The following is a 21466-nucleotide window of genomic DNA, read 5'->3' on the forward strand; positions in this document are numbered from 1 at the left end:
CTGCGACCCCATCATTATGAGTGATGTGCTCTAACCAACTGAGCTAAGTAGCCATTCCAATTTTTTGTTCATTTTGATACGTTACCGCTTCGCTGTGAACGGGGCGCATTATGCGGAGTTGAGTGAAACCCGTCAACTTTTTTTTTGAATAAATCACGAATAAACATCTGTTCGGTTTCTTTTTAGTCAAAGAGGCGTATTTGTCGGCAAAAAACAGGTCAAAAAGCCGATATATATAGGAAGTTAGGTTTCAGATACAGGGCTATTTAGCCAGAGGGAAAACAAAAAAGGCCAGTGAACTCACTGGCCTTTATCTGATGTAAAATCAGTAATTATACGTTGAAACGGAAGTGAACAACGTCACCATCTTTAACTATGTATTCTTTGCCTTCAAGACGCCATTTACCTGCATCTTTTGCACCGCTCTCACCGTTAAATTCGATAAAGTGATCAAAACCAACAACTTCAGCTCTGATGAAGCCTTTTTCGAAGTCAGTGTGGATTTTACCAGCAGCCTGTGGCGCCGTTGCGCCAATAGGAATTGTCCAAGCTCGAACTTCTTTTACACCAGCAGTAAAGTAAGTTTGAAGAGTTAGTAGTTCGTAACCAGAGCGGATAACTCGGTTAAGGCCTGGTTCTTCGATTCCCATGTCTGCCAGGAATTCTTCGCGATCTTCGTCGTCAAGTTCAGAAAGTTCAGATTCGATAGCCGCACAAACAGCAACAACTACGTTGTTTTCGTTTTCTGCGTATTCACGAACCGCGTCTAGGTAAGGATTGTTTTCGAAACCATCTTCCGCAACGTTTGCGATGTACATAGTTGGCTTAAGCGTTAGGAAGTTTAGGTAGCCGATAGCCGCCGCTTCTTCTTTCCCTAGTTCAACTGTACGTGCCATTCCACCTTCAGTAAGAACTGGTAGTAGTTTTTCTAGTACAGTGATCTCGAATTTAGCGTCCTTGTCACCGCCTTTTGCTTTCTTAGCGTTACGTTGAATTGCACGCTCACAGCTGTCTAAGTCAGCCAGCGCAAGTTCAAGGTTGATCACTTCGATATCTTCGATAGGAGATACTTTGCCAGAAACGTGAACGATGTTTTCGTTTTCAAAGCAGCGAACAACGTGACCGATAGCGTCAGTTTCGCGGATGTTTGCAAGGAATTTGTTACCAAGGCCTTCACCTTTAGACGCGCCAGCAACTAAGCCAGCGATATCTACGAATTCCATTGTTGTTGGAAGGATCTTCTGTGGATTAACAATCTTTGCTAATGCATCTAAGCGCAGATCTGGGACCGGAACGATACCTGTGTTTGGTTCGATCGTACAAAATGGAAAGTTTGCTGCTTCGATGCCTGCTTTAGTCAGTGCGTTAAACAGAGTTGACTTACCAACGTTTGGTAGACCAACGATGCCACATTTAAAACCCATGATATAAACCTTATTCTGCTTTGAACGTATGTAAGCGATTTTGTGCTTTTGGTAGGCCATCTTTTAATAAGATGTCTAGGCTGCGAACCGATTCGTCAACGACGGCCTCGATACACTCTTGCTCTTTTTGTGGAGCTTTGCCTAATACATAACCTGCAACTTTATCTTTGTGTCCTGGATGGCCAATGCCTAATCTAAGACGATAGAATTCTTTATTGTTACCCTGTTTGCTGATGATGTCTTTCAGACCGTTGTGTCCGCCGTGACCACCACCTTTTTTAAACTTTCCAATGCCAGGAGGGAGATCTAACTCATCATGAGCCACCATGATCTCTTCTGGTTTAATTTGGTAGAACTTTGCCAGAGCCGCAACTGCTTTGCCTGATAAGTTCATAAAAGTCGTTGGGATCAGCAAACGAAGATCTTCACCATGAACCATGATACGACCCGTAAGGCCAAAGAACTTTGATTCGTTCTTTAGTGTCACGTTGTGTACTCGTGCTAATTCTTCAACTACCCAAGCACCCGCATTGTGGCGAGTTTTGGCGTATTCTGGACCTGGATTAGCCAGTCCAACGAGAAGTTTTATTTGTTGGCTCAAGGTATGGATCTCTCTTGGGATTTCAAAAAGCGCCGTATGATATCACAGTTTATGAAAAAGGTGCGAGCTAGCTGACAGCAACACGATTATTCCTGATTGTGATAAATAGTCGTGCGATATAACTCAGACATAAAAAAAGCACTTCATTTAATGAAGTGCTTAATGTCTTTCTCTAACGTGTTTCTAAACCAAAGCTATTGTAAAAAACTATGAGGCTCTAATTAGTTGAACATCGCTGAGATTGATTCTTCGTTGCTGATGCGGCGAATTGCTTCAGCAAGCATGCGAGAAAGGCTTAGCTCAGTAACTTTGCCTGTCGCTGCCATTTCTGGAGAAAGCTTAATTGAATCAGTAACAATAACTTGGTCTAGTACTGAGTTGCGGATGTTTTCTGCAGCAGTACCAGAGAATACCGCGTGAGTTGCGTAAGCGAATACACGCTTAGCACCGCGCTCTTTAAGCGCTTCAGCGGCTTTACATAAAGTACCACCAGTATCGATCATGTCATCAACGATCACACAGTCGCGACCTTCAACATCACCGATTAGGTTCATTACTTCAGAAACGTTAGCGCGTGGGCGACGCTTATCAACGATAGCGATGTCAACATCACCTAGCGCTTTAGCTGTAGCACGAGCACGCACAACACCACCAAGGTCTGGAGAAACCACAACTGGGTTTTCTAGGCCACGGTTCGCCATGTCTTCTAAAAGAACTGGAGTGCCGAAGATGTTATCAACTGGTACATCGAAGAAGCCTTGAATTTGCTCTGCGTGTAGGTCAATAGTAAGAACGCGGTCAACGCCAACGTTAGAAAGGAAATCTGCAACAACTTTTGCAGTAATAGGTACACGAGCAGAACGTACACGACGATCTTGACGAGCATAACCGAAGTAAGGGATTACAGCAGTAATACGGCCAGCAGAAGCACGGCGCATTGCGTCAATCATTACCACCAACTCCATAAGGTTGTCATTGGTTGGTGCACAAGTTGATTGAATCAGGAATACATCGCTACCACGAACGTTTTCATTGATTTGTACAGCGACTTCGCCATCAGAAAAACGGTCTACAGTAGCATCTCCAAGAGAGATGTATAGACGATCAGCAATACGTTGGGCTAGTTCAGGTGTTGCGTTACCAGCAAATAGCTTCATATCAGGCACGGTGGAAACCTCGGGTTGCGTCCAGTTTTAAATAGATTGTGGGTGGGCTGATTGATACTCAGCCAAAGTCTCTCTTAAAGGCGAAATGTTTCGTCCTTTCGCCACGAAAGCGGAAACCATGTCAGGCAGTTTTTCTAGTACCAACTCGGCTTCTTTTTTGCTGTTAAATTCAGCAAAAACACACGAGCCAGTACCAGTCAGTCTCGACGGCGCGTATTGTAGCAGCCATGAAAGTTGCTTATCAACCTCTGGGTACAGCATTCGCACAATTTTTTCGCAATCGTTTACGTATTCTTGCTCTAGAAGCGTTGATAGCGCTCGCTTTGGGGTATTTCGAGTTAATTCTGAATGTGTGAATATGTCTACAGTAGCTATGCTCACTTGAGGCTTAGCAACGAGGTACCATTTTTCATCCGGGTGAGCGAGTTGCAGTTGTTCTCCAACTCCTTCAGCAAAGGCTGCGTGGCCTCTAACGAACACAGGAACGTCAGCACCCAGCTTCAATCCGATCTCTGCAAGCTCATCATCAGACAGATTTAGCTGCCATAGATAATTAAGCGCGACCAACACGGTTGCGGCATTTGAAGAGCCTCCACCAATGCCCCCTCCCATAGGAAGCACCTTCTTTAGCACAATATCGGCACCGAAAGAGGTCGATGTATATTGTTGAAGGGCGGTAGCCGCTTTCCAAATCAGGTTGTCTTCGGTCGCAACGTCTGGGATGTCTGGTGTGATGGTAATCGAGCTCGTGTTCTCATTGGCGGTAACCGTCAGTTCATCGCCAAAATCGACGAATTGAAACAAGGTTTGAAGTTCGTGATAGCCATTGTCACGTCGACCAGTGATATAAAGAAATAAATTCAATTTAGCCGGAGAAGGCCAGTGCGTTGGCGTTGTTATCATTTTTTCAGTGTCCACTTCGAAACTACAATGTTGATTTTGTTACCGTCTTGCTTGAACGATAATCGGGTAGGGAGGGGGATGGTCTCTACATTTGCGTTGTCTTCATCCGACAATTGTTTACTCGGCATTTCTGTATTTCGGTAATGATCAAAATTTAACGTCCATAGCTGGTTGCTGACTTGTTTCGACAGAGACTCAAGTGTGTTTGTGCTATTGAGTTGGTAGCTATCGGCTTGATCTGGAATGCCAAGGAGCCATTGGGGCAGGTGATCTATCGGTATCTGCAAACCTGTCAGTTGCTCAACTAATACAGACGCACTTGCGTGAGTAAATACTTGGTCGTTATAGGTCACGACTTTAGCCCCCGACGGATCTATGGTCAGGTTCAATACGGTTTGACCTAGGAAGGTTGTGAGTCTTAATTGACTTTGATTTTGTGAATGTTTCCAAATGAAGTTTAAGCTTTGGCGCTGCTCTGGAGATATGTAGGCGAGCTTGCCCGAGGCTTGGTAGCTTTTTATCTGTAGAAGTCGGTTTTGGTGGGTTTGCCATTCAACGCTGGTCGGCTGTTCGGGTATAGACGAGCAACCCACCATAATTATGGTCATAAAAAGAAGAGACGTGATTTTACGAAGCTTGCTCATATTTGCTCACAACTTGTTCAAATTTATCTAAAAAACGCTTCAACTATAGCATTGAATTCACGAACTCAGGAAAACAAATCCCGCTTGCTCTTTAAATAGAGCCATGCATCAAGTAAAATTCGCCCCTTGTTTCCATTCCCTGATCGAGAACTTCTGATACATGTCTTTGCTTGCCGTAGGTATCAATCACAACACTGCGTCGGTTGAATTGCGCGAAAAAGTCGCTTTTGGTCCAGATAAATTATCTGAGGCACTTAAGCAACTCAACGCAAATGCACACGTAAATGGAAGTGTCATACTTTCTACCTGTAATCGAACTGAAGTGTATTGTGACGTTAAAGGCGTGGCAAAAAACAAGTTGATCGATTGGTTATCAGTGTTCCATCAAGTGAGCCCTGAAGAGTTAAAGCCAAGCCTGTATATCCATGAAGAGCAAGCTGCAATAAAACATTTAATGCGTGTGGCCTGTGGTTTGGACTCTTTGGTGTTAGGTGAACCGCAGATCTTAGGTCAGGTGAAACAAGCTTATACAGATTCAAGAGAGAACCAATCTGTTGATGCTTCAATGGAAAAGCTATTCCAGAAATCCTTCTCTGTTGCGAAACGAGTTCGAACGGAAACTGAAATTGGCGGTAGTGCAGTTTCAGTTGCTTACGCCGCCTGTACGTTAGCCAAACAGATTTTTGAATCAATTGCCGCATCAACGGTGTTATTGGTCGGTGCAGGGGAAACTATTGAACTGGTGGCGAAGCACCTGTCGGCGAATGGTTGTACCAAGATGATTGTGGCTAACCGAACTCGTGAGCGTGCTTTAGGTCTTGCAAAAGAGTTTGGCGCTGAAGTGATTAGCCTCAATGAGATTCCAGACCATCTGCATCGAGCGGATATTGTGATTAGCTCAACAGCAAGCCCATTGCCTATTATAGGTAAGGGAATGGTTGAAACTGCTTTGAAAACAAGAAAGCACCAACCAATGTTGTTGGTTGATATCGCCGTGCCTCGCGACGTTGAATCTCAGGTAGGCGAACTGAATGATGCGTATCTATATTCAGTGGATGATCTGCAGTCGATTGTTGATGGTAATATTGAGCAACGTAAAGTTGAAGCGATTCAAGCTGAAGCGATTGTCAGCGAAGAAAGTGCTGCATTTATGAGTTGGATGCGTTCATTGCAAGCAGTAGACAGTATTCGAGATTACCGTAAATCGGCCAACGAAATACGAGAAGAATTATTAAGTAAGAGTTTGCAATCACTTGCTGCTGGCGGTGACCCCGAGAAAGTTTTACTTGAGCTCAGTAATAAGCTCACAAACAAATTGATCCATGCTCCAACGCGAGCACTCCAAAGTGCAGCAGAGCAAGGAGAACCTGCAAAATTAACGGTCATTAGACAGAGTTTGGGCCTAGAAAACCCTCAATAATATTAGACCCCCAATAAGATAAGACATTATGAAAGCCTCGATTCTAGTAAAGCTTGAAACACTTGTTGAACGCTATGAAGAAGTTCAACATCTACTTGGTGATCCAGATGTAATCGGGAATCAAGACAAATTCCGTGCACTTTCAAGAGAGTATTCTCAACTTGAAGAAGTGACGGCTTGTTTCCAGTCATACCAGCAAGCTCAAGAAGATTTAGAAGCTGCTGAAGAGATGGCAAATGAAGATGACGCAGAAATGCGCGAAATGGCGCAAGAAGAAATCAAAGAGGCGAAAGCGAACATTGAACGTCTGACTGATGAGCTGCAAATTCTTCTTATTCCAAAAGACCCAAATGATGAGCGTAACTGTTTCCTAGAAATCCGCGCAGGTGCGGGGGGGGATGAAGCGGGTATCTTTGCGGGTAACCTTTTCCGTATGTACTCTAAATTTGCCGAGAAAAAAGGTTGGCGTGTCGAGGTGATGAGCAGCAATGTTTCAGAGCAGGGCGGCTTTAAAGAAATGATCGCCAAAATAAGTGGCGACAGTGTTTACGGTACCATGAAATTTGAGTCGGGTGGTCACCGTGTGCAGCGTGTTCCTGAAACGGAATCACAAGGCCGTGTTCATACTTCTGCATGTACGGTCGCAGTGATGCCTGAGATCCCAGAAGCTGATCTTCCAGAAATCAAGGCTGGCGATCTTAAAATTGATACTTTCCGTGCTTCTGGCGCGGGTGGTCAACACGTTAACACCACGGATTCAGCAATCCGTATTACTCACTTACCAACCGGTACCGTAGTAGAGTGTCAAGATGAGCGATCTCAGCATAAGAACAAGGCGAAAGCGATGGCTGTGCTTGCGGCTCGTATTGTTCAGGCAGAAGAAGAGCGCCGCGCGGCAGCAGTTTCAGACACACGTCGTAACCTGCTAGGTTCTGGTGACCGTAGTGATCGTATTCGTACGTACAACTACCCACAAGGTCGTGTTTCTGATCACCGCATCAATTTGACAATTTACCGTCTGAACGAAGTGCTTGAAGGCGATATGCAAAGCTTGCTTGATCCTGTTCTTCAAGAGCACCAAGCCGACCAACTTGCTGCACTTTCAGAGCACAACTAATCTGTATGCAGTCAGCATATACGGTTGAAAGCGCTTTAAAATCAGCAATCGTACAGCTTCAAAAGGGTGATAACACATCGTCCTCTATTGATGCTGCGGTACTGCTTTGTCACGTCTTAGACAAACCAAGGTCATACTTGCTTACTTGGCCGGAGAAGCTTCTTACCTCAGAACAAGAGTCCGAATTCAATGCACTTTTAAGGCGACGTTTAACCGGTGAGCCTGTGGCTTATATTGTTGGTGAACGTGAGTTCTGGTCATTGCCATTAAAAGTTTCTCCTTCTACCTTAATCCCACGCCCAGATACTGAGCGTTTGGTTGAAGTCGTTTTGGATAAAGCCTCTGGCAAACAAGGGGCGATTCTGGATCTAGGAACTGGCACTGGTGCAATTGCATTGGCGTTAGCGTCTGAAATGCCAAATAGACCAGTGACGGGTATTGATCTGCGTCCTGAAGCTCAAGAGCTTGCGACAGAAAATGCGAAGCGCTTAAAAATCACCAACGCTACGTTTTTACATGGCAGTTGGTTTGAGCCTTTAAGTGAATTAGCTTCTGATGGCAACGATACCAAGTTCTCTTTAATTGTCTCTAACCCGCCTTATATTGAGAAAGATGACCCTCATTTATCTCAAGGAGATGTACGTTTTGAGCCAATTACTGCGTTAGTCGCTGAAGAGAAAGGGCTCGCGGATATTCGATACATCTCTGAAAACGCACGCCGCTTTTTAGAAAACGAAGGCTGGCTAGCGTTTGAACATGGTTACGACCAAGGCTTGGCGGTACGTGAGATTATGCAGGCGCTCGGTTATCTCGATGTTGCCACAGAGAAAGATTACGGTGGTAATGACCGAGTGACATTAGGTCGTTACTGTTCATAGATAGTGACTGTCCATCGGCTGCGGTTAATCATCTTGTGAGCAATAGATGATGAAGTTGCTAAATTTATACCTTTAACTCGACAATACATTTCACTCGGTGATGCATTTAACGCAGAAATACAGAGCATTAACGGGTATTGTGTGGCTCGTGTTAACGAAAGCACATATAAAAATATAAAGGAATACCATGTACGAAGGTTTAAAACATTTTCACCTATTAACAATTGCGATAAGCGCACTGCTGCTTTCGATTCGTTTCGCTCTTATGATGGCTAACTCTCCAAAGCTTAAGCATCCTTTCTTGCAGCGTTTTCCTCATATCAACGACTCGTTACTGCTGTTATCGGGTATTGGCTTGATTTTTATTACGGGTTTTATTCCATTTACGCCTGCAGCACCATGGTTAACCGAAAAACTCACCTGTGTTATGGCTTACATCGCATTAGGCTTCTTTGCACTTAAGTTGGGTAAGAACAAGCTATTGAGAGTGTTCTCGTTTTTTGGCGCTCTTGGCTGGTTAGCAATGGCAGGCAAAATCGCAATGACGAAGACACCAACATTTTTCGGTTAATTATCTCCTTATTTTCGGTTAACTACCTATGTACGAATTTTTTGATGAAGACTTTGACCAGCTAGAGTTAGCTGAAGGTGCATTGATCTTAAATAAAGCGATTAACCCAGAAACTCAAGACAGTTGGGCTGAGCAAGAGCTTTCAAGATTACTAAAAGATGCTGAATTCGCGTTGGTGAATGAAACCGATGAGCAGCAGAAGTTTGAGTCCTTTATTCGACTATTCTTTTTTGAATGGGGCTTTGCTGGCGATAAAGAGGCGTATTTCTCTTCGGAGAACGCATTTATAGACAAAGTACTTGAGAGAAAGAAGGGGATTCCAGTGAGTCTTGGCGCGATCTTCCTTTTTCTAGGTCGCAAGCTAGGCTTCCCTGTAGAGGGGATTTCTTTTCCAACTCAGTTCTTGCTTAAAGTGAGTTGGTATGGCCAAGCTGCTCTCTATATCAATCCTTACAACGGCGAATATGTTGGTGTAAAAACCTTACGAGCCTGGTTGATTGGCCATGATGGGCCACTCGCTAAGTTGAAAGCAGAGCATTTAGAGGTCGCTGATCACCCAACGATTATCGGTAAATGGCTAGCGTTGCTTAAGAGTGCATTACTGCGAGAGGAGCGTTATACGCTGGCATTGAAATGTACAGATCTTGCTTTGACGTTTGTTCCGGATGACCCGTATGAAATCCGTGATCGCGGGTTTATTTATCAGCAGTTAGACTGTCATCAAGTGGCCGCAACAGATTATCAATATTTTATCGACCAATGCCCAGATGACCCTGCATCTGAATTACTGAAATCTCAAGTGAATGTCATGAACGAAAAGACCGTGGTTGTTCACTAATTAATAATTATTTAGAGAGAATATGATGGAACAGAAAACAGTCCATATTGGCGATATGCCAATTGCTAATGATAAGCCATTTACGCTATTTGCAGGCATGAATGTTCTTGAGTCTCGTGATCTCGCTATGCAGATTTGTGAGCACTACGTAAAAGTAACAGAGAAGCTGGGCATCCCTTATGTATTTAAGGCGTCTTTTGATAAAGCGAACCGCAGCTCAGTGCATTCATACCGTGGTCCAGGTATGGAAGAAGGTCTTAAAATCTTCCAAGAACTGAAAGATACCTTTGGCGTGAAGATCATTACTGATATCCACACCGAAGCACAGGCTCAGCCAGTCGCTGATGTGGTTGATGTAATCCAGCTTCCTGCATTCCTAGCTCGTCAAACTGACCTTGTTGAAGCGATGGCGAAAACAGGTTCTGTGATTAACGTGAAGAAACCTCAGTTCATGAGCCCAGATCAAGTGGGTAATATCGTTGATAAGTTTGCTGAGTGCGGTAACGACAACATCATTCTTTGCGAACGTGGTTCTTGCATGGGATATGACAACTTAGTTGTTGATATGCTTGGCTTCGGTGTAATGAAGAAGTCTTCGAACGGTAGCCCAATCATCTTTGACGTGACTCACGCGCTTCAAATGCGTGACCCATCAGGTGCTGCATCTGGCGGTCGTCGCGAGCAAACGGTTGAGCTTGCGAAAGCGGGTCTTGCTACAGGTATTGCAGGTCTGTTTATTGAAGCGCACCCGAACCCAGATCAAGCTCGTTGTGACGGTCCGTCAGCGCTACCTCTAGATAAACTAGAGCCGTTCTTGAAGCAGATGAAAGCGCTTGATGATCTTATCAAAGGATTCGACCACATTGACATTAAATAACTCAGCATAGTTATTTAACATTAAGATAAACAGCAAACGCCCAGTTCTTTGAACTGGGCGTTTTTTATCAGCTAGGGTAACCCGTTATTTACTACGATTGGTATTAACAATGTAGGTGATTACTTGTTGTATTATTCTATTAGTGTAAGGCTTATTCTATTTATAGTAAATTGCTGATATTTATCACACTTTTTAAGTAAACGATTGCCTGTGATGCAGGGGAAGTTTGAGTGTAATCTCATAATTTTGTTACACTTAACTATTAATCTATGCGTGACCAATTCGACATAAATATGAAATCGTCGTGTTACATCGAGAATGTTAATTTAAGATTAGTTATGTTGAAGTCTTATTGTACGAACTCCAGGAAAGGGGTCGCAATAGATTATAAAAAGCAGTGGATTCCCCTAAAAAGTTCAAAGGTATGACAATGAAGCAACGCCTTATTCTAAAGACAGCACTAAGTGCTGCAATCTTAGCTACTCTAGCTGGGTGTTCGTCTCAATCTACTCTAGATTGGAACCAAGATGAAACTTACAAGCTAACGATTCTTCACACTAACGACAATCATGGTCGCTTCTGGCAGAACAAATACGGCGAATACGGCATGTCTGCGCGTAAAACGCTGGTTGATCAACTTCGTGCTGAAGTTGAAGCCGAAGGTGGTAGCGTGTTGCTTCTTTCTGGCGGTGACATTAATACTGGTGTACCAGAGTCCGATCTTCAAGATGCAGAACCTGATTTCAAAGGCATGAACAAGATTGGTTACGATGCAATGGCATTGGGTAACCACGAGTTCGATAATTCACTAGACGTACTACAAAAGCAGATCGACTGGGCTAACTTTCCAATGCTTTCTGCAAACATCTACGATAAAGCGACTGGTGAACGTAAGTTTCAAGCTTACGAGATGTTTGAAAAGCAAGGCATTAAGATTGCAGTTATCGGCCTAACAACTGAAGACACAGCGAAAATTGGGAATCCAGAGTTTATCGCTGGTATCGACTTCCGTGACCCTAAAGAAGAAGCGAAAAAGTTAATCGCTGAATTGAAAGAAACAGAAAGTCCGGATCTGATTTTTGCTGTCACTCATATGGGTCACTACGAAAATGGCCAACGTGGTGTTAACGCACCTGGGGACGTAGCATTGGCTCGTTACCTCAATGAAGGTGATCTCGACATGATCGTAGGTGGTCATTCTCAAGAGCCTGTTTGTATGGAAGGCCCTAACGTTGCGAAGAAAAACTTCACACCGGGTGATGAGTGTAGACCCGACGTACAAAACGGTACTTACATCGTTCAAGCTCACGAGTGGGGTAAGTACGTTGGTCGTGCTGATTACGAATTCCGTAATGGTGAGCTAGAAATGGTGAGCTACGATCTGGTTCCTGTTAACCTTAAGAAGAAAGTTAAGATTGATGGTAAGAAGCAACGAGTTCTTATTCAAGATGAAATCGCCCAAGATCCAGAGCTCCTTGAATTCCTACGTCCTTTCCAAGAGGAAGGTCAAGCTCAGCTAGAAGTTAAGATCGCCGAGACAAATGGCAAGCTTGAAGGTGATCGTAACGTCGTTCGTTTCCAACAGACTAACTTAGGTCGTTTGATTGCTACTTCACACATGGAGCGTGCAAAAGCAGACTTCGCTGTGATGAACTCTGGTGGTGTGCGTGATTCAATTGAAGCGGGCGATGTAACTTACAAAGACGTGCTAAAAGTACAACCATTTGCAAACATTCTGACTTACACAGATATGACGGGTAAAGAAGTACTTGATTACCTAAACGTAGTGGCGACTAAACCAATCGATTCTGGTGCTTACGCTCAGTTTGCTGGTATCTCTATGACAGTAGAAAATGGTGCAGTATCGAATGTATTCATCGGTGGTAAACAGCTTCGCTTGGACGAGACATATCGTTTCACAATACCAAGCTTTAATGCTGCTGGTGGTGATGGCTATCCTAAATTGTCTGACCACCCAGGTTACGTAAACACTGGTTTTGTTGATGCTGAAGTACTGAAAGAGTACCTAGAAGCAAATAGCCCGGTCGACGTGAACAAGTATGCACCTTCTGGTCAAATGGTTTACAAGTAATTGACCCCAATAAATTTAGTCATTAGATGCTGAATTAGATTGACTCCAGCACCATGATAAATTTAACTAAAGCGACGCCTCGGCGTCGCTTTTTGTTTATCTATCGTTTGGATTTGTTATGACCCCTGCAATCAATCTCGCCAAGAAAAAGAAAATCGCTCATAGCGTGCATCAATATCACCACGATACGAATAACACGAATTATGGATTAGAGGCTGTCGAAGCGCTTGGTCAAGATCCCAAACGTGTATTTAAAACGCTTTTGTTCTGTTTGAATGGCGTCGCTAAAGATTTAGCTGTTGCCGTTATTCCCGTTGATCAGAAGCTAAACCTGAAGCTTGCGGCAAAAGCGGCAAAAGGCAAAAAAGCAGAGATGGCGAATCCTGATATTGCTCAGAAAACCACGGGTTATGTGGTGGGCGGGATCAGCCCTCTTGGTCAGAAAAAAGCCTTGCCTACCTTTGTTCATTCCAGCGCTACCGATTTTGAAACGATATGCGTGAGTGCAGGGAAGCGCGGGCTAGAAATTGAGCTCGACCCGAAAGACTTAGCGCTACTGACTCGCGGTCAGTTTGCTGATCTATGTTTATAGATTGTCGTCGTCATGATGATAAAACTATCGAATTACATACAAGAACGCCCGCTAGACTAATCTAGCGGGCGTTTTTATATCGAGTGTCTCGTCTTACTGATTCTGACTACTTCTTCAGGCCTAATGTACCACCAACGCGTTTTGCTGCTGGTTTATTTGGTCTGTTTGAATCTTGACTACGGTTTGCTGGCTTACCGCTTCTACGATCGTTATTGTCGCGGTCTGTGCGATTGCGATCCGAGCTGTTTCGATCTGAATTTGAACGCTCTGAACGAGAGTTCGATTTCCAGTTCTCGGTGTTGCCGCCGCTTTCACTATTCGACGAATTACGACCACGCTTTGAGTTTGGCGCATGGCGGAATTCATCCGCGTTATTACCACGGTAAGTGCGAGTACGGTTCTCGTTTTGATTACGGCGCGCTGTTGAAGTTTGGTTTTCTTCACGGCTATCAAAAAGTTTTGCGTCTGTCGCTTTGCGAATGCGTTGACCTTTCGCGTTCATTTTTGATGCATCTTCAGTACTTACAGAGCCTTCACACATCGCTAAAATTTCAGTGATCTCTTCGTCGCTCAGGTAGCGCCATTTCCCGTTAGGAATGCCGTCTAATGAGATGTTCATAATACGAACACGGCGCAGCTTAAATACCTCGTAACCCAATGCTTCACACATACGGCGAATCTGACGGTTAAGGCCTTGCGTTAGTGTGATTCGGAACGAAAATTTGGTTTCTTTCTCGACCTTACATGGCAAGGTAACAGTATCGAGAATATGAACGCCAGCGCCCATTTGCTTCAAGAACTCAGTCGAAATCGGCTTATCTACACGCACCACGTATTCTTTCTCGTGGTTGTTACCTGCACGTAGGATTTTGTTTACGATGTCGCCATCGTTGGTCAAGAAGATAAGACCATCAGAAGGCTTATCTAGACGACCAATAGGGAAAATACGTTTGTGGTGGCCGATAAAGTCGACGATGTTGCCAGGAATATCACGTTCAGTAGTACAGGTAATGCCTGTTGGTTTATTAAGAGCAATGTAGATCGGCTTCTCTTTTGAGCGAACAGGTTTATTGTCGATCTCAACATCATCACCGGGCAAGACTTTGGTACCCATTTCAGGGATCTTACCGTTAATAGTAACTCGGCCTGCATCAATGAGTTTGTCGGCTTCGCGGCGTGAACAAAAACCAGTTTCACTGATGTATTTATTAAGGCGTTTAGCTTGGGATTCTTGTGACATGATATTCTCTTAGCGTTTCACAACGGAAATATAGATAAACAAAAAGCAACTACAGGATAGTTGCTTTTACGTTTGAATTCGTTAATTGACGACAATTTTAGCACCTAGAGTGTACTTCGGCACTAAATATCTATTGCGCACCAGGTTAGAGCATTAAAGAACGTGTAGCTGGTGTTCTCGACACAATATGATTAACTCGATCGTTTCTGATGTCGCTCTCTATTTTCGAGTTTCTTGTCATTACTTTTTCTCAGCATGACGTAAACGGCACCTGTGCCACCATGAAATTGCTGTGTTGAATGAACACACTGAACATCATTAATTTGCGAGAGCCAATTCGCCACATAGCTTTTCATCATGGCAGGTGGGTTAGAGCGCTCACCCTTACCGTGAACAATAATCACGGTGCGCACATCCATTCTTAGACATTGACGTAAAAATGAAAGCACTTCATTACGAGCATCTTTCAGTGTTTTCCTGTGCAGATCGAGCTTAGCTTGAATTGGATATTTACCTAAGCGCAGTTTCTTGAATACGCCTTCCTGCACGCCATCTTTTTTATAGGCGATAACATCATCTGGCTTTAACATCGGAGAATAGTCGAGCGAGAGATAATCTTTCTCGTCATCAGACAGCCACATAGCAGCTTCACGCTTGGCAAGATGAGATTCTGTGACTCGGTGTACTTTCTGGTGTTCGGCGGTGTCATTGTCGATACGTTTAACATCGCCCATCATTTCTTGGAATAGATCTAAGTCGTCATCATGAGACATAGCGGGTATCTCAAGTTGGATAAGGGTAGGGTCAGTATACCTAAGTTAGTATGGTGTTTAAAAATGAAAAAACCGGAGAAGACAAGAAGCCTACTCCGGTGCAAAGCGTTTTAACGTTTACCTATCAAGAATGATACTTAAAAGTAAATGAGTTAGGCTGAGCAATTCTAATGAGGAGATTTGTCAGTCATAACTTTGTAGATGAAGAAACCTCCATAGAACATCATGAGACCCAAAGCCCCGAAGATCACTATCATTGAAGATAGCCCCACCGCATTACCAAATAGGAGTTCTAGCCAAAAGTCCATGTGTATACCTCAAAGTTATATGACACGGGTTAGTGTATTAAGTGGCATTATTGATTCACTGATCTGGATCAATCCTGTTTCATAAGTTAAATATTTGTTGGTGAGTGTGTGTTTTTCGTCACGTTAGGCGTTAGGTTGTACGTCTTTTGTTCGAATGATTAAACTTTGTAAAAAAGAGTGAAAAAAGCCCTTGCGGATAAATTCAGAATCCGTATTATACGCTGCATCGACAGGCAATAAGCCCGTTAGATATCTCGGTGAATAGCGCAGCTTGGTAGCGCATCTGGTTTGGGACCAGAGGGTCGGGGGTTCGAATCCCTCTTCACCGACCACATTAAAGAAAGCCTGCTCATTGAGCAGGCTTTCGTCGTTTAAGGGGATTGAAAATAGGATTTGAACTTAAGTGGGGGTTCGCCTGATGTTCAAAATAAGCTCTTTGTTGATCACATTAAAGAAAGCCGTAGCCCCTTTTATAATAGATAGGGTTACGGCTTTTTTGCATTTTGAAATAGTTAAAGCGCTTATATGGTTTAGAGCATGAGGGGGGGGGCTGGGATGCCAGTCTTATCCTCATGGCGAGAAGGTAATGAGGGTGAACCTCGCTAGCTTTTCGCATTAACCTCAAATTGACACTGAGCTTGTTGGCTCTGTGATTGTTGAGTCACACTGAACCCCTTATCTTCTAATAACTGTAAAAGGTTACCGTCTCCAATCAGATGTAAAGTGCCAACGACCAGTACGTAGTGTCCCTTTGAGTTGAGCTTCCAATCATTGGCAGATAGTTTTTTTGCCCAATCAACGTTGCGATCAGTTAAAAATGCTTTCTCAAGTTCAGATGGCATTTCAGACAGTTTCGCAAAATCCTCGAGTTTGGTTATATCACCCGCTTTCCAGCCCTCAATAAGGCAACGAACCACACGGTCTGTTTGGTCAAACTCTTCAATGCTAGTCACTAGCCACTCTTTACCAGAATCTTTTTGTCCTGCAATGAGGTCTATTTGAAATTGTAGCGGCTCTAAGCTGATCACTGGAACGTCTTGTATTGTTGCTTTATAGGCGAGTGTTGCGTCTACACCGCCAGCCGAGCCGTAACCAAGGTTTTTTAACTGCTGCATTTGTATCGATAGAGAGGTTGCCCAAGGTGGGGAGCTCAGTAGTTGTTGTGTCGGCATACCCAAAGACTTGGAAATGCTCGTTAACAACTGTTTTTGTTCTTCGTTTAATACATCACCCGAGGTCACTGTGGTCGTGGGATACACCACACCCTCTGTCTTTCTTATATCTGTCTCGACAATTAATCCGTCGCTCTCTTTTAACGTGTCAGTGACCTGTGAAGGAAGAGGGTACATGCTCTCATCCCCAACGTGCACGGAACCTAAGATAGTGAGGGTCAGATCATCTTTTTTAGCTTGCCAATAAAGAGGTTCGGCGACAGCTTGCTTTGCTGAAAAGGCAAGTGTGAGTAACGTAAGGTACAAAAATGTGCGCAAAGAAAGCTCCTTTAGAAAGACATAAACTCGTTAAAAAAGATTTTGACGGCGTTTTTTTAACGGTTTTTTTTGAGAACGACGTCACGTTGTTTGTACGAAAAGTATAACAACACGAACCAACTCATAAACCTTTCTCTCCATCAGCGATACGATTTTATGAAATTCTCTAAAAATATTGTGATTTAATTCTCATTTATTACGTCAAAATAAAAGTGACGGAAGTGTCGTCAACGCTAAGATTATGATTTTAATGAAAATAATATTTGCTGTATTTCTGAGGTTTGAAGCTGATCACTGAATTAGTCTGATTTAATTCACAGCAAAAAATAAGGTCATATAGTTTACCTAACTTTCAGAAGCGCTCCACTTTGCTTCTTACTCAATTTTCTAAATTTATGGGTGAATACGATGTTGAAGAGAAACTTACTATCTGTAGCGGTACTGGCTGGTTTGGCGGGTTGTGCTGTAACACAAGCACCAGAACAACTGGTGGTTAATGCACTGGCTGATAACCTTGATGTGCAATATGAAATTCTAACCAATCACGTTGCGAATGAGGGTATGGCTTGTCAGGATCTCGGCGCAGAGTGGGCATCATGTAACAAAGTGAACATGACGCTAACTAATGATGGTGAAGCTATTGATTCGAAAGATTGGGCCATCTACTTCCACAGTATTCGTCTTATCTTAGATGTTGATAATGAGCAGTTTAAAATCACTCGTGTAACGGGTGACCTACACAAACTAGAACCGACAGATAAGTTCGATGGTTTTGCCGCTGGTGAAGAAGTGCTTCTTCCACTAACAAGTGAATACTGGCAACTGTTTGAAACCGACTTTATGCCGGGTGCATTTGTAACGGCGCCAAACGCTGAACCTAAGATGATTGCTTCATTGAATACGGAAGATGTCGCGTCGTTCGTAACTGGTTTGGAAGGAAACAACCTTAAGCGTACACCTGATGACAACAATGTCATGGCAACCGCGGTTACTCGCTTTGAAAAGAATGCAGATCTAGCAACGCAAGACGTTTCAACAACTCTACTACCAACACCAATGTCAGTAGAAGCGGGTGAAGGTTCAGTGAGCATCGCTGGTGGCATTGCCCTACCTAAAGACGCATTCGATGCTGAGCAATTCGCAGCAATTGAAGAACGTGCAGATGTGGTAAACGTAGATGTGAGTGGCGACCTACCTGTGAGTGTCGCTGTTGTTCCTACTCTGTTTACGGGTGATTTAGCGAAATCTGGCGCTTATGAACTAAGCATCTCGGAAGAGGGGATTGCGATTAAAGCGTTTGATAAAACAGGTGCTTTCTACGCAGTTCAGTCTATTTTTGGCCTAATAGACAGTCAGAACGCTGAATCATTACCACAACTGTCGATCCAAGATGCGCCACGCTTTGATTACCGTGGTGTGATGGTGGATGTTGCTCGAAATTTCCACTCAAAAGATGCCATCCTAGCAACGCTAGATCAAATGGCAGCCTACAAGATGAACAAACTGCACCTTCACTTAACGGATGATGAAGGCTGGCGTTTAGAAATCCCAGGTTTACCAGAGCTAACAGATGTAGGGTCTAATCGTTGTTTTGATTTGGAAGAGCAAAGCTGTTTACTGCCTCAGCTAGGTTCGGGTCCAACAACAGACAACTTTGGCTCTGGTTTCTTTAGTAAAGCGGATTACGTCGAGATCTTAAGCTACGCAAAAGCGCGCAGCATCGAAGTAATTCCAGAAATTGATATGCCGGCACACGCTCGTTCTGCTGTGGTATCAATGGAAGCTCGTTACACTCGCCTAACGGCGGAAGGCAAAGAAGCTGAAGCAAGTGAATATCGCTTGATGGATCCACAAGATACTTCAAACGTGACGACGATTCAGTTCTACGATAAACACAGCTTCATTAACCCATGTATGGAATCATCGACTCGCTTTGTTGATAAAGTGATTACTGAAATTGCAGCAATGCACAATGAGGCGGGTATGCCGCTAACGACTTGGCACTTTGGTGGTGATGAAGCGAAAAACATCAAGCTAGGCGCAGGCTTCCAAGATATTAATGCAGAAGACAAAGTGGCATGGAAAGGTAACATTGAGCTAGACAAGCAAGACAAACCATTCCAACAGTCTCCACAATGTCAGTCTTTGATTGCTGATGGTTCAGTGAGTGATTTCGGTCACCTGCCTGGCTACTTTGCAAAAGAAGTATCAAAAATTGTTGCAGACAAAGGCATTCCTCACTTCCAAGCTTGGCAAGATGGCTTGAAGTATGTGGAAGAGGGGGAATCTGGCTTCGCTACTGAAACGACTCGCGTTAACTTCTGGGACGTTCTTTACTGGGGCGGCACTTCATCAGTTTACGACTGGTCTGCGAAAGGTTATGACGTGATTGTCTCTAACCCAGATTACGTATACATGGATATGCCATACGAAGTAGATGCAGCAGAGCGCGGTTACTATTGGGCAACGCGTGCAACGGATACTCGTAAGATGTTCGGTTTCGCACCGGAAAACATGCCACAAAATGCGGAAACGTCATTAGACCGTGACGGCAATGGCTTCAGTGGTAAAGGCGAGATTGAAGCGAAACCTTTCTACGGTTTGTCGGCACAACTTTGGTCTGAGACGGTACGTACTGACGAGCAGTATGAATACATGGTATTCCCACGAGTTCTTGCAGCAGCAGAGCGCGCATGGCACAGAGCGGATTGGGAAAACGACTACAAAGTGGGCGTTGAGTATTCTCAAGATACTGACTTAGTGAATAAGCAGGCTCTAAACAGTGACTTTAATCGTTTCGCGAATATTGTTGGCCAACGTGAGCTGGCTAAGCTTGGAAAAGCGGGTATTGATTACCGACTGCCAGTTCCGGGTGCAAAAGTGGTTGATGGCGAGCTTGCAATGAACGTTCAATTCCCAGGCGTAGAGCTTCAATACTCAGCTGATGGTGAAAACTGGCTAACGTATGATGAGCAAAAACGTCCATTGGTTTCTGGCGAAACTTACATCCGCTCTATCTATGAAAGTGGCGAGAAAGTAAGTCGAGTGACTTCGATAAAATAATCGATAAGCAACATTAATAGAAGGGCTACCCGTAATTTGAGTAAACAGTAGAAAAAGTATCTATTCGGGGAGGAGTGAGTTATAGCCCTGTATTCGTAATGTTTCTGTATAAATGAAAAGCGTACACACTCTATAATGGGGTGTACGCTTTTTTGTTCCCGAAGCTTCAAGGCATGAACTCAGAAATGGCGTTGCCTGAAATCAATCGGCCAGCTTGCCAGGTATTACAGAGTAAGATTAGAGCTCTGTCATGAATGTGCCAACCGGTTTTATTGGTAGATACTTGGCATAAAATGCTGCGTATGCTGCTTCCGGGTTTAGGTCACTGAATACGTCTGGATACAAGATTTTTGCATAGAACTGAATCAAGGCTCCATCAATGATGGTACGGGAAGCACCGTGGTAAGCTGCGTACATACGATTATTCTTTACTGCAGAAATTGAAGACCAACCGATACGGTTTTTAAATCCTGCTAATCGCTCTTTTGCCAATGCAGACTCTACGCCTTCCCCCATGAGCATTGCGTCATCTGCACTGCCAGATTCATAGCCCGTCATTACAATCACATCTGGGTTTGCAGCAATGATTTGTTCTGGGTTTAATTTGCCCCACCATTCTACAAATGGAGACGAGATGTTGTCACCCCCTGCCATTGTTGCGATAGCGCCCCACATGTTTTTACCAAACGTATAACCAACTTCATCAACACCAGAAGCGCCGAATTCGGTGTAAATTTTTGGCTTATCTAGGTTTGCTTTGGCTAATCGCTCGCCGATCATCTCAATATTTTGTTTATATTCATTGGCAATGATCTCGGCACGCTCTTGCTGACCAGTGAGCTCACCAATTAGCTTAGTAGTCTGAACATGACGTTCAACGGTTTGCGCATTGTAATCTACGACAACAACGGCAATACCGGCATTCTTCATACGTTCAACGTCTGATGTCAGAGCTTTGAATTGCCAATCCGCAAGCATCACAACGTCTGGATTCAGACTGATTACCTTCTCCATAGAAAAAGCGTTAGTATCTACGCGACCAATTTCTGGAATATCATCAAGCGATGGTCGATGGGTCACATACGCTTTCCAGCTCGCTGAGCGTGCCTGCCAAATGTACTTTGACATACCTACCACGTTGTCATAGGCCGCTTCTGTGCCGATGGCCATGTAGTCTTCAGGGTAGAACCCCACAACAACTCGCTGAGCTGGCGAATCAAACGTCACCTCACGTCCAAGCACATCGGTTACGGTTGTCACTTCGGCAAATGACAGTGTGCTAATACATGTAGCAGCAAGTGTCAGTATATATTTCAGCATCAACAAGGTTCCTTTTAGATTCAATGTGTGAGACGGCTCCAGATCCGCCTGTGGAGGAGTATATTAATTGTTTTGTTAATGATAATGCAACTAACTATCATTAATGATATTATCGCGCCCCTACCGCGAGTCCTTAGCCCGCCGTGTAT

The 21466-nt window shown here is 43.9% G+C and carries 19 protein-coding genes and 1 tRNA gene; 10 read left to right on the top strand and 10 right to left on the bottom strand.

Features of this window, described 5'->3' with window-relative positions:
* Window positions 1-332: 332 nt before the first annotated feature.
* The 5 genes from ychF to lolB form a co-directional block, all read right to left on the bottom strand.
* Complete coding sequence (ychF, locus tag ACED48_RS17475) at window positions 333-1424, bottom strand: redox-regulated ATPase YchF (RefSeq protein ID WP_017056799.1); 1092 nt, start codon at window positions 1422-1424, stop codon at window positions 333-335.
* 10 nt (window positions 1425-1434) lie between these two features.
* Complete coding sequence (pth, locus tag ACED48_RS17480; protein ID WP_017056800.1) at window positions 1435-2025, bottom strand: aminoacyl-tRNA hydrolase; 591 nt, start codon at window positions 2023-2025, stop codon at window positions 1435-1437.
* A 221-nt stretch (window positions 2026-2246) separates the two neighbouring features.
* Entirely contained in the window at window positions 2247-3191 is a 945-nt protein-coding gene (locus ACED48_RS17485) for a ribose-phosphate pyrophosphokinase (RefSeq protein WP_012603389.1), read from the bottom strand.
* Between the two features lie 27 nt (window positions 3192-3218).
* Entirely contained in the window at window positions 3219-4094 is an 876-nt protein-coding gene (ispE, locus tag ACED48_RS17490; protein ID WP_017056801.1) for a 4-(cytidine 5'-diphospho)-2-C-methyl-D-erythritol kinase, read from the bottom strand.
* Complete coding sequence (gene lolB, locus ACED48_RS17495; protein ID WP_017056802.1) at window positions 4091-4738, bottom strand: lipoprotein insertase outer membrane protein LolB; 648 nt, start codon at window positions 4736-4738, stop codon at window positions 4091-4093. The genes ispE and lolB overlap by 4 nt, the downstream gene beginning before the upstream one ends.
* Before the next feature lie 160 nt (window positions 4739-4898).
* Between lolB and hemA the strand changes: the two genes are divergently transcribed.
* The 8 genes from hemA to ybaK all read left to right on the top strand — a co-directional run bounded on the left by hemA (window position 4899) and on the right by ybaK (window position 13123).
* On the top strand, window positions 4899-6158 hold the full coding sequence (hemA, locus tag ACED48_RS17500) for a glutamyl-tRNA reductase (protein WP_017056803.1): 1260 nt from the start codon (window positions 4899-4901) through the stop codon (window positions 6156-6158).
* A gap of 28 nt (window positions 6159-6186) precedes the next feature.
* Window positions 6187-7275: a peptide chain release factor 1 gene (gene prfA / locus ACED48_RS17505; RefSeq protein WP_017056804.1), complete on the top strand. Its 1089-nt coding sequence runs from the start codon at window positions 6187-6189 to the stop codon at window positions 7273-7275.
* Between the two features lie 5 nt (window positions 7276-7280).
* Window positions 7281-8153 carry a peptide chain release factor N(5)-glutamine methyltransferase gene (gene prmC, locus ACED48_RS17510; RefSeq protein WP_017056805.1) on the top strand — a complete coding sequence of 291 codons (873 nt, stop codon included), beginning with the start codon at window positions 7281-7283 and terminating at the stop codon, window positions 8151-8153.
* A gap of 187 nt (window positions 8154-8340) precedes the next feature.
* On the top strand, window positions 8341-8724 hold the full coding sequence (locus tag ACED48_RS17515; protein WP_009848726.1) for a SirB2 family protein: 384 nt from the start codon (window positions 8341-8343) through the stop codon (window positions 8722-8724).
* A 28-nt stretch (window positions 8725-8752) separates the two neighbouring features.
* Window positions 8753-9562 (top strand): SirB1 family protein, encoded by an 810-nt coding sequence (locus tag ACED48_RS17520; RefSeq protein ID WP_017056806.1) that lies wholly within the window; start codon window positions 8753-8755, stop codon window positions 9560-9562.
* Window positions 9563-9584: 22 nt separating this feature from the next.
* Complete coding sequence (kdsA, locus tag ACED48_RS17525) at window positions 9585-10439, top strand: 3-deoxy-8-phosphooctulonate synthase (protein ID WP_171351091.1); 855 nt, start codon at window positions 9585-9587, stop codon at window positions 10437-10439.
* 430 nt (window positions 10440-10869) lie between these two features.
* Window positions 10870-12531: a bifunctional UDP-sugar hydrolase/5'-nucleotidase UshA gene (gene ushA / locus ACED48_RS17530; protein WP_017056808.1), complete on the top strand. Its 1662-nt coding sequence runs from the start codon at window positions 10870-10872 to the stop codon at window positions 12529-12531.
* A 118-nt stretch (window positions 12532-12649) separates the two neighbouring features.
* Window positions 12650-13123, top strand: coding sequence for a Cys-tRNA(Pro) deacylase (gene ybaK / locus ACED48_RS17535; protein ID WP_004736243.1), 474 nt, complete (start codon window positions 12650-12652; stop codon window positions 13121-13123).
* Window positions 13124-13229: 106 nt separating this feature from the next.
* On the opposite strand, the gene rluF is transcribed toward ybaK, so the two are convergent.
* The 3 genes from rluF to ACED48_RS17550 form a co-directional block, all read right to left on the bottom strand.
* Entirely contained in the window at window positions 13230-14363 is a 1134-nt protein-coding gene (gene rluF, locus ACED48_RS17540) for a 23S rRNA pseudouridine(2604) synthase RluF (protein ID WP_017056809.1), read from the bottom strand.
* 191 nt (window positions 14364-14554) lie between these two features.
* Window positions 14555-15136, bottom strand: a complete 582-nt coding sequence (gene smrA, locus ACED48_RS17545) for a DNA endonuclease SmrA (protein ID WP_017056810.1) — start codon at window positions 15134-15136, stop codon at window positions 14555-14557.
* A 167-nt stretch (window positions 15137-15303) separates the two neighbouring features.
* Complete coding sequence (locus ACED48_RS17550; protein WP_017056811.1) at window positions 15304-15444, bottom strand: DUF3149 domain-containing protein; 141 nt, start codon at window positions 15442-15444, stop codon at window positions 15304-15306.
* Between the two features lie 255 nt (window positions 15445-15699).
* Here ACED48_RS17550 and ACED48_RS17555 point away from each other — a divergent pair.
* Window positions 15700-15776, top strand: a tRNA-Pro gene (locus ACED48_RS17555).
* A gap of 270 nt (window positions 15777-16046) precedes the next feature.
* Here ACED48_RS17555 and ACED48_RS17560 read toward each other — a convergent pair.
* Window positions 16047-16934: a TraB/GumN family protein gene (locus ACED48_RS17560; protein WP_017056812.1), complete on the bottom strand. Its 888-nt coding sequence runs from the start codon at window positions 16932-16934 to the stop codon at window positions 16047-16049.
* A gap of 408 nt (window positions 16935-17342) precedes the next feature.
* Between ACED48_RS17560 and ACED48_RS17565 the strand changes: the two genes are divergently transcribed.
* Window positions 17343-19997, top strand: a complete 2655-nt coding sequence (locus tag ACED48_RS17565) for a beta-N-acetylhexosaminidase (RefSeq protein WP_017056814.1) — start codon at window positions 17343-17345, stop codon at window positions 19995-19997.
* Between the two features lie 237 nt (window positions 19998-20234).
* On the opposite strand, the gene ACED48_RS17570 is transcribed toward ACED48_RS17565, so the two are convergent.
* Window positions 20235-21317: an ABC transporter substrate-binding protein gene (locus ACED48_RS17570; RefSeq protein WP_017056815.1), complete on the bottom strand. Its 1083-nt coding sequence runs from the start codon at window positions 21315-21317 to the stop codon at window positions 20235-20237.
* Window positions 21318-21466 lie beyond the last annotated feature (149 nt).

Source organism: Vibrio sp. 5S239 (assembly GCF_041439575.1).
GTDB classification, from domain to species: Bacteria; Pseudomonadota; Gammaproteobacteria; order Enterobacterales; family Vibrionaceae; genus Vibrio; species Vibrio kanaloae.

What these genes read in the sequence shown, in the direction of transcription:
- ychF (WP_017056799.1), bottom strand. Translation starts at nt 1,424, where the DNA reads ATGGGTTTTAAATGTGGCATCGTTGGTCTACCAAACGTTGGTAAGTCA.
- ispE (WP_017056801.1), bottom strand. Translation starts at nt 4,094, where the DNA reads ATGATAACAACGCCAACGCACTGGCCTTCTCCGGCTAAATTGAATTTA.
- lolB (WP_017056802.1), bottom strand. Translation starts at nt 4,738, where the DNA reads ATGAGCAAGCTTCGTAAAATCACGTCTCTTCTTTTTATGACCATAATT.
- hemA (WP_017056803.1), top strand. Translation starts at nt 4,899, where the DNA reads ATGTCTTTGCTTGCCGTAGGTATCAATCACAACACTGCGTCGGTTGAA.
- prfA (WP_017056804.1), top strand. Translation starts at nt 6,187, where the DNA reads ATGAAAGCCTCGATTCTAGTAAAGCTTGAAACACTTGTTGAACGCTAT.
- prmC (WP_017056805.1), top strand. Translation starts at nt 7,281, where the DNA reads ATGCAGTCAGCATATACGGTTGAAAGCGCTTTAAAATCAGCAATCGTA.
- ACED48_RS17515 (WP_009848726.1), top strand. Translation starts at nt 8,341, where the DNA reads ATGTACGAAGGTTTAAAACATTTTCACCTATTAACAATTGCGATAAGC.
- ACED48_RS17520 (WP_017056806.1), top strand. Translation starts at nt 8,753, where the DNA reads ATGTACGAATTTTTTGATGAAGACTTTGACCAGCTAGAGTTAGCTGAA.
- kdsA (WP_171351091.1), top strand. Translation starts at nt 9,585, where the DNA reads ATGATGGAACAGAAAACAGTCCATATTGGCGATATGCCAATTGCTAAT.
- ushA (WP_017056808.1), top strand. Translation starts at nt 10,870, where the DNA reads ATGAAGCAACGCCTTATTCTAAAGACAGCACTAAGTGCTGCAATCTTA.
- ybaK (WP_004736243.1), top strand. Translation starts at nt 12,650, where the DNA reads ATGACCCCTGCAATCAATCTCGCCAAGAAAAAGAAAATCGCTCATAGC.
- rluF (WP_017056809.1), bottom strand. Translation starts at nt 14,363, where the DNA reads ATGTCACAAGAATCCCAAGCTAAACGCCTTAATAAATACATCAGTGAA.
- smrA (WP_017056810.1), bottom strand. Translation starts at nt 15,136, where the DNA reads ATGTCTCATGATGACGACTTAGATCTATTCCAAGAAATGATGGGCGAT.
- ACED48_RS17550 (WP_017056811.1), bottom strand. Translation starts at nt 15,444, where the DNA reads ATGGACTTTTGGCTAGAACTCCTATTTGGTAATGCGGTGGGGCTATCT.
- ACED48_RS17565 (WP_017056814.1), top strand. Translation starts at nt 17,343, where the DNA reads ATGTTGAAGAGAAACTTACTATCTGTAGCGGTACTGGCTGGTTTGGCG.
- ACED48_RS17570 (WP_017056815.1), bottom strand. Translation starts at nt 21,317, where the DNA reads ATGCTGAAATATATACTGACACTTGCTGCTACATGTATTAGCACACTG.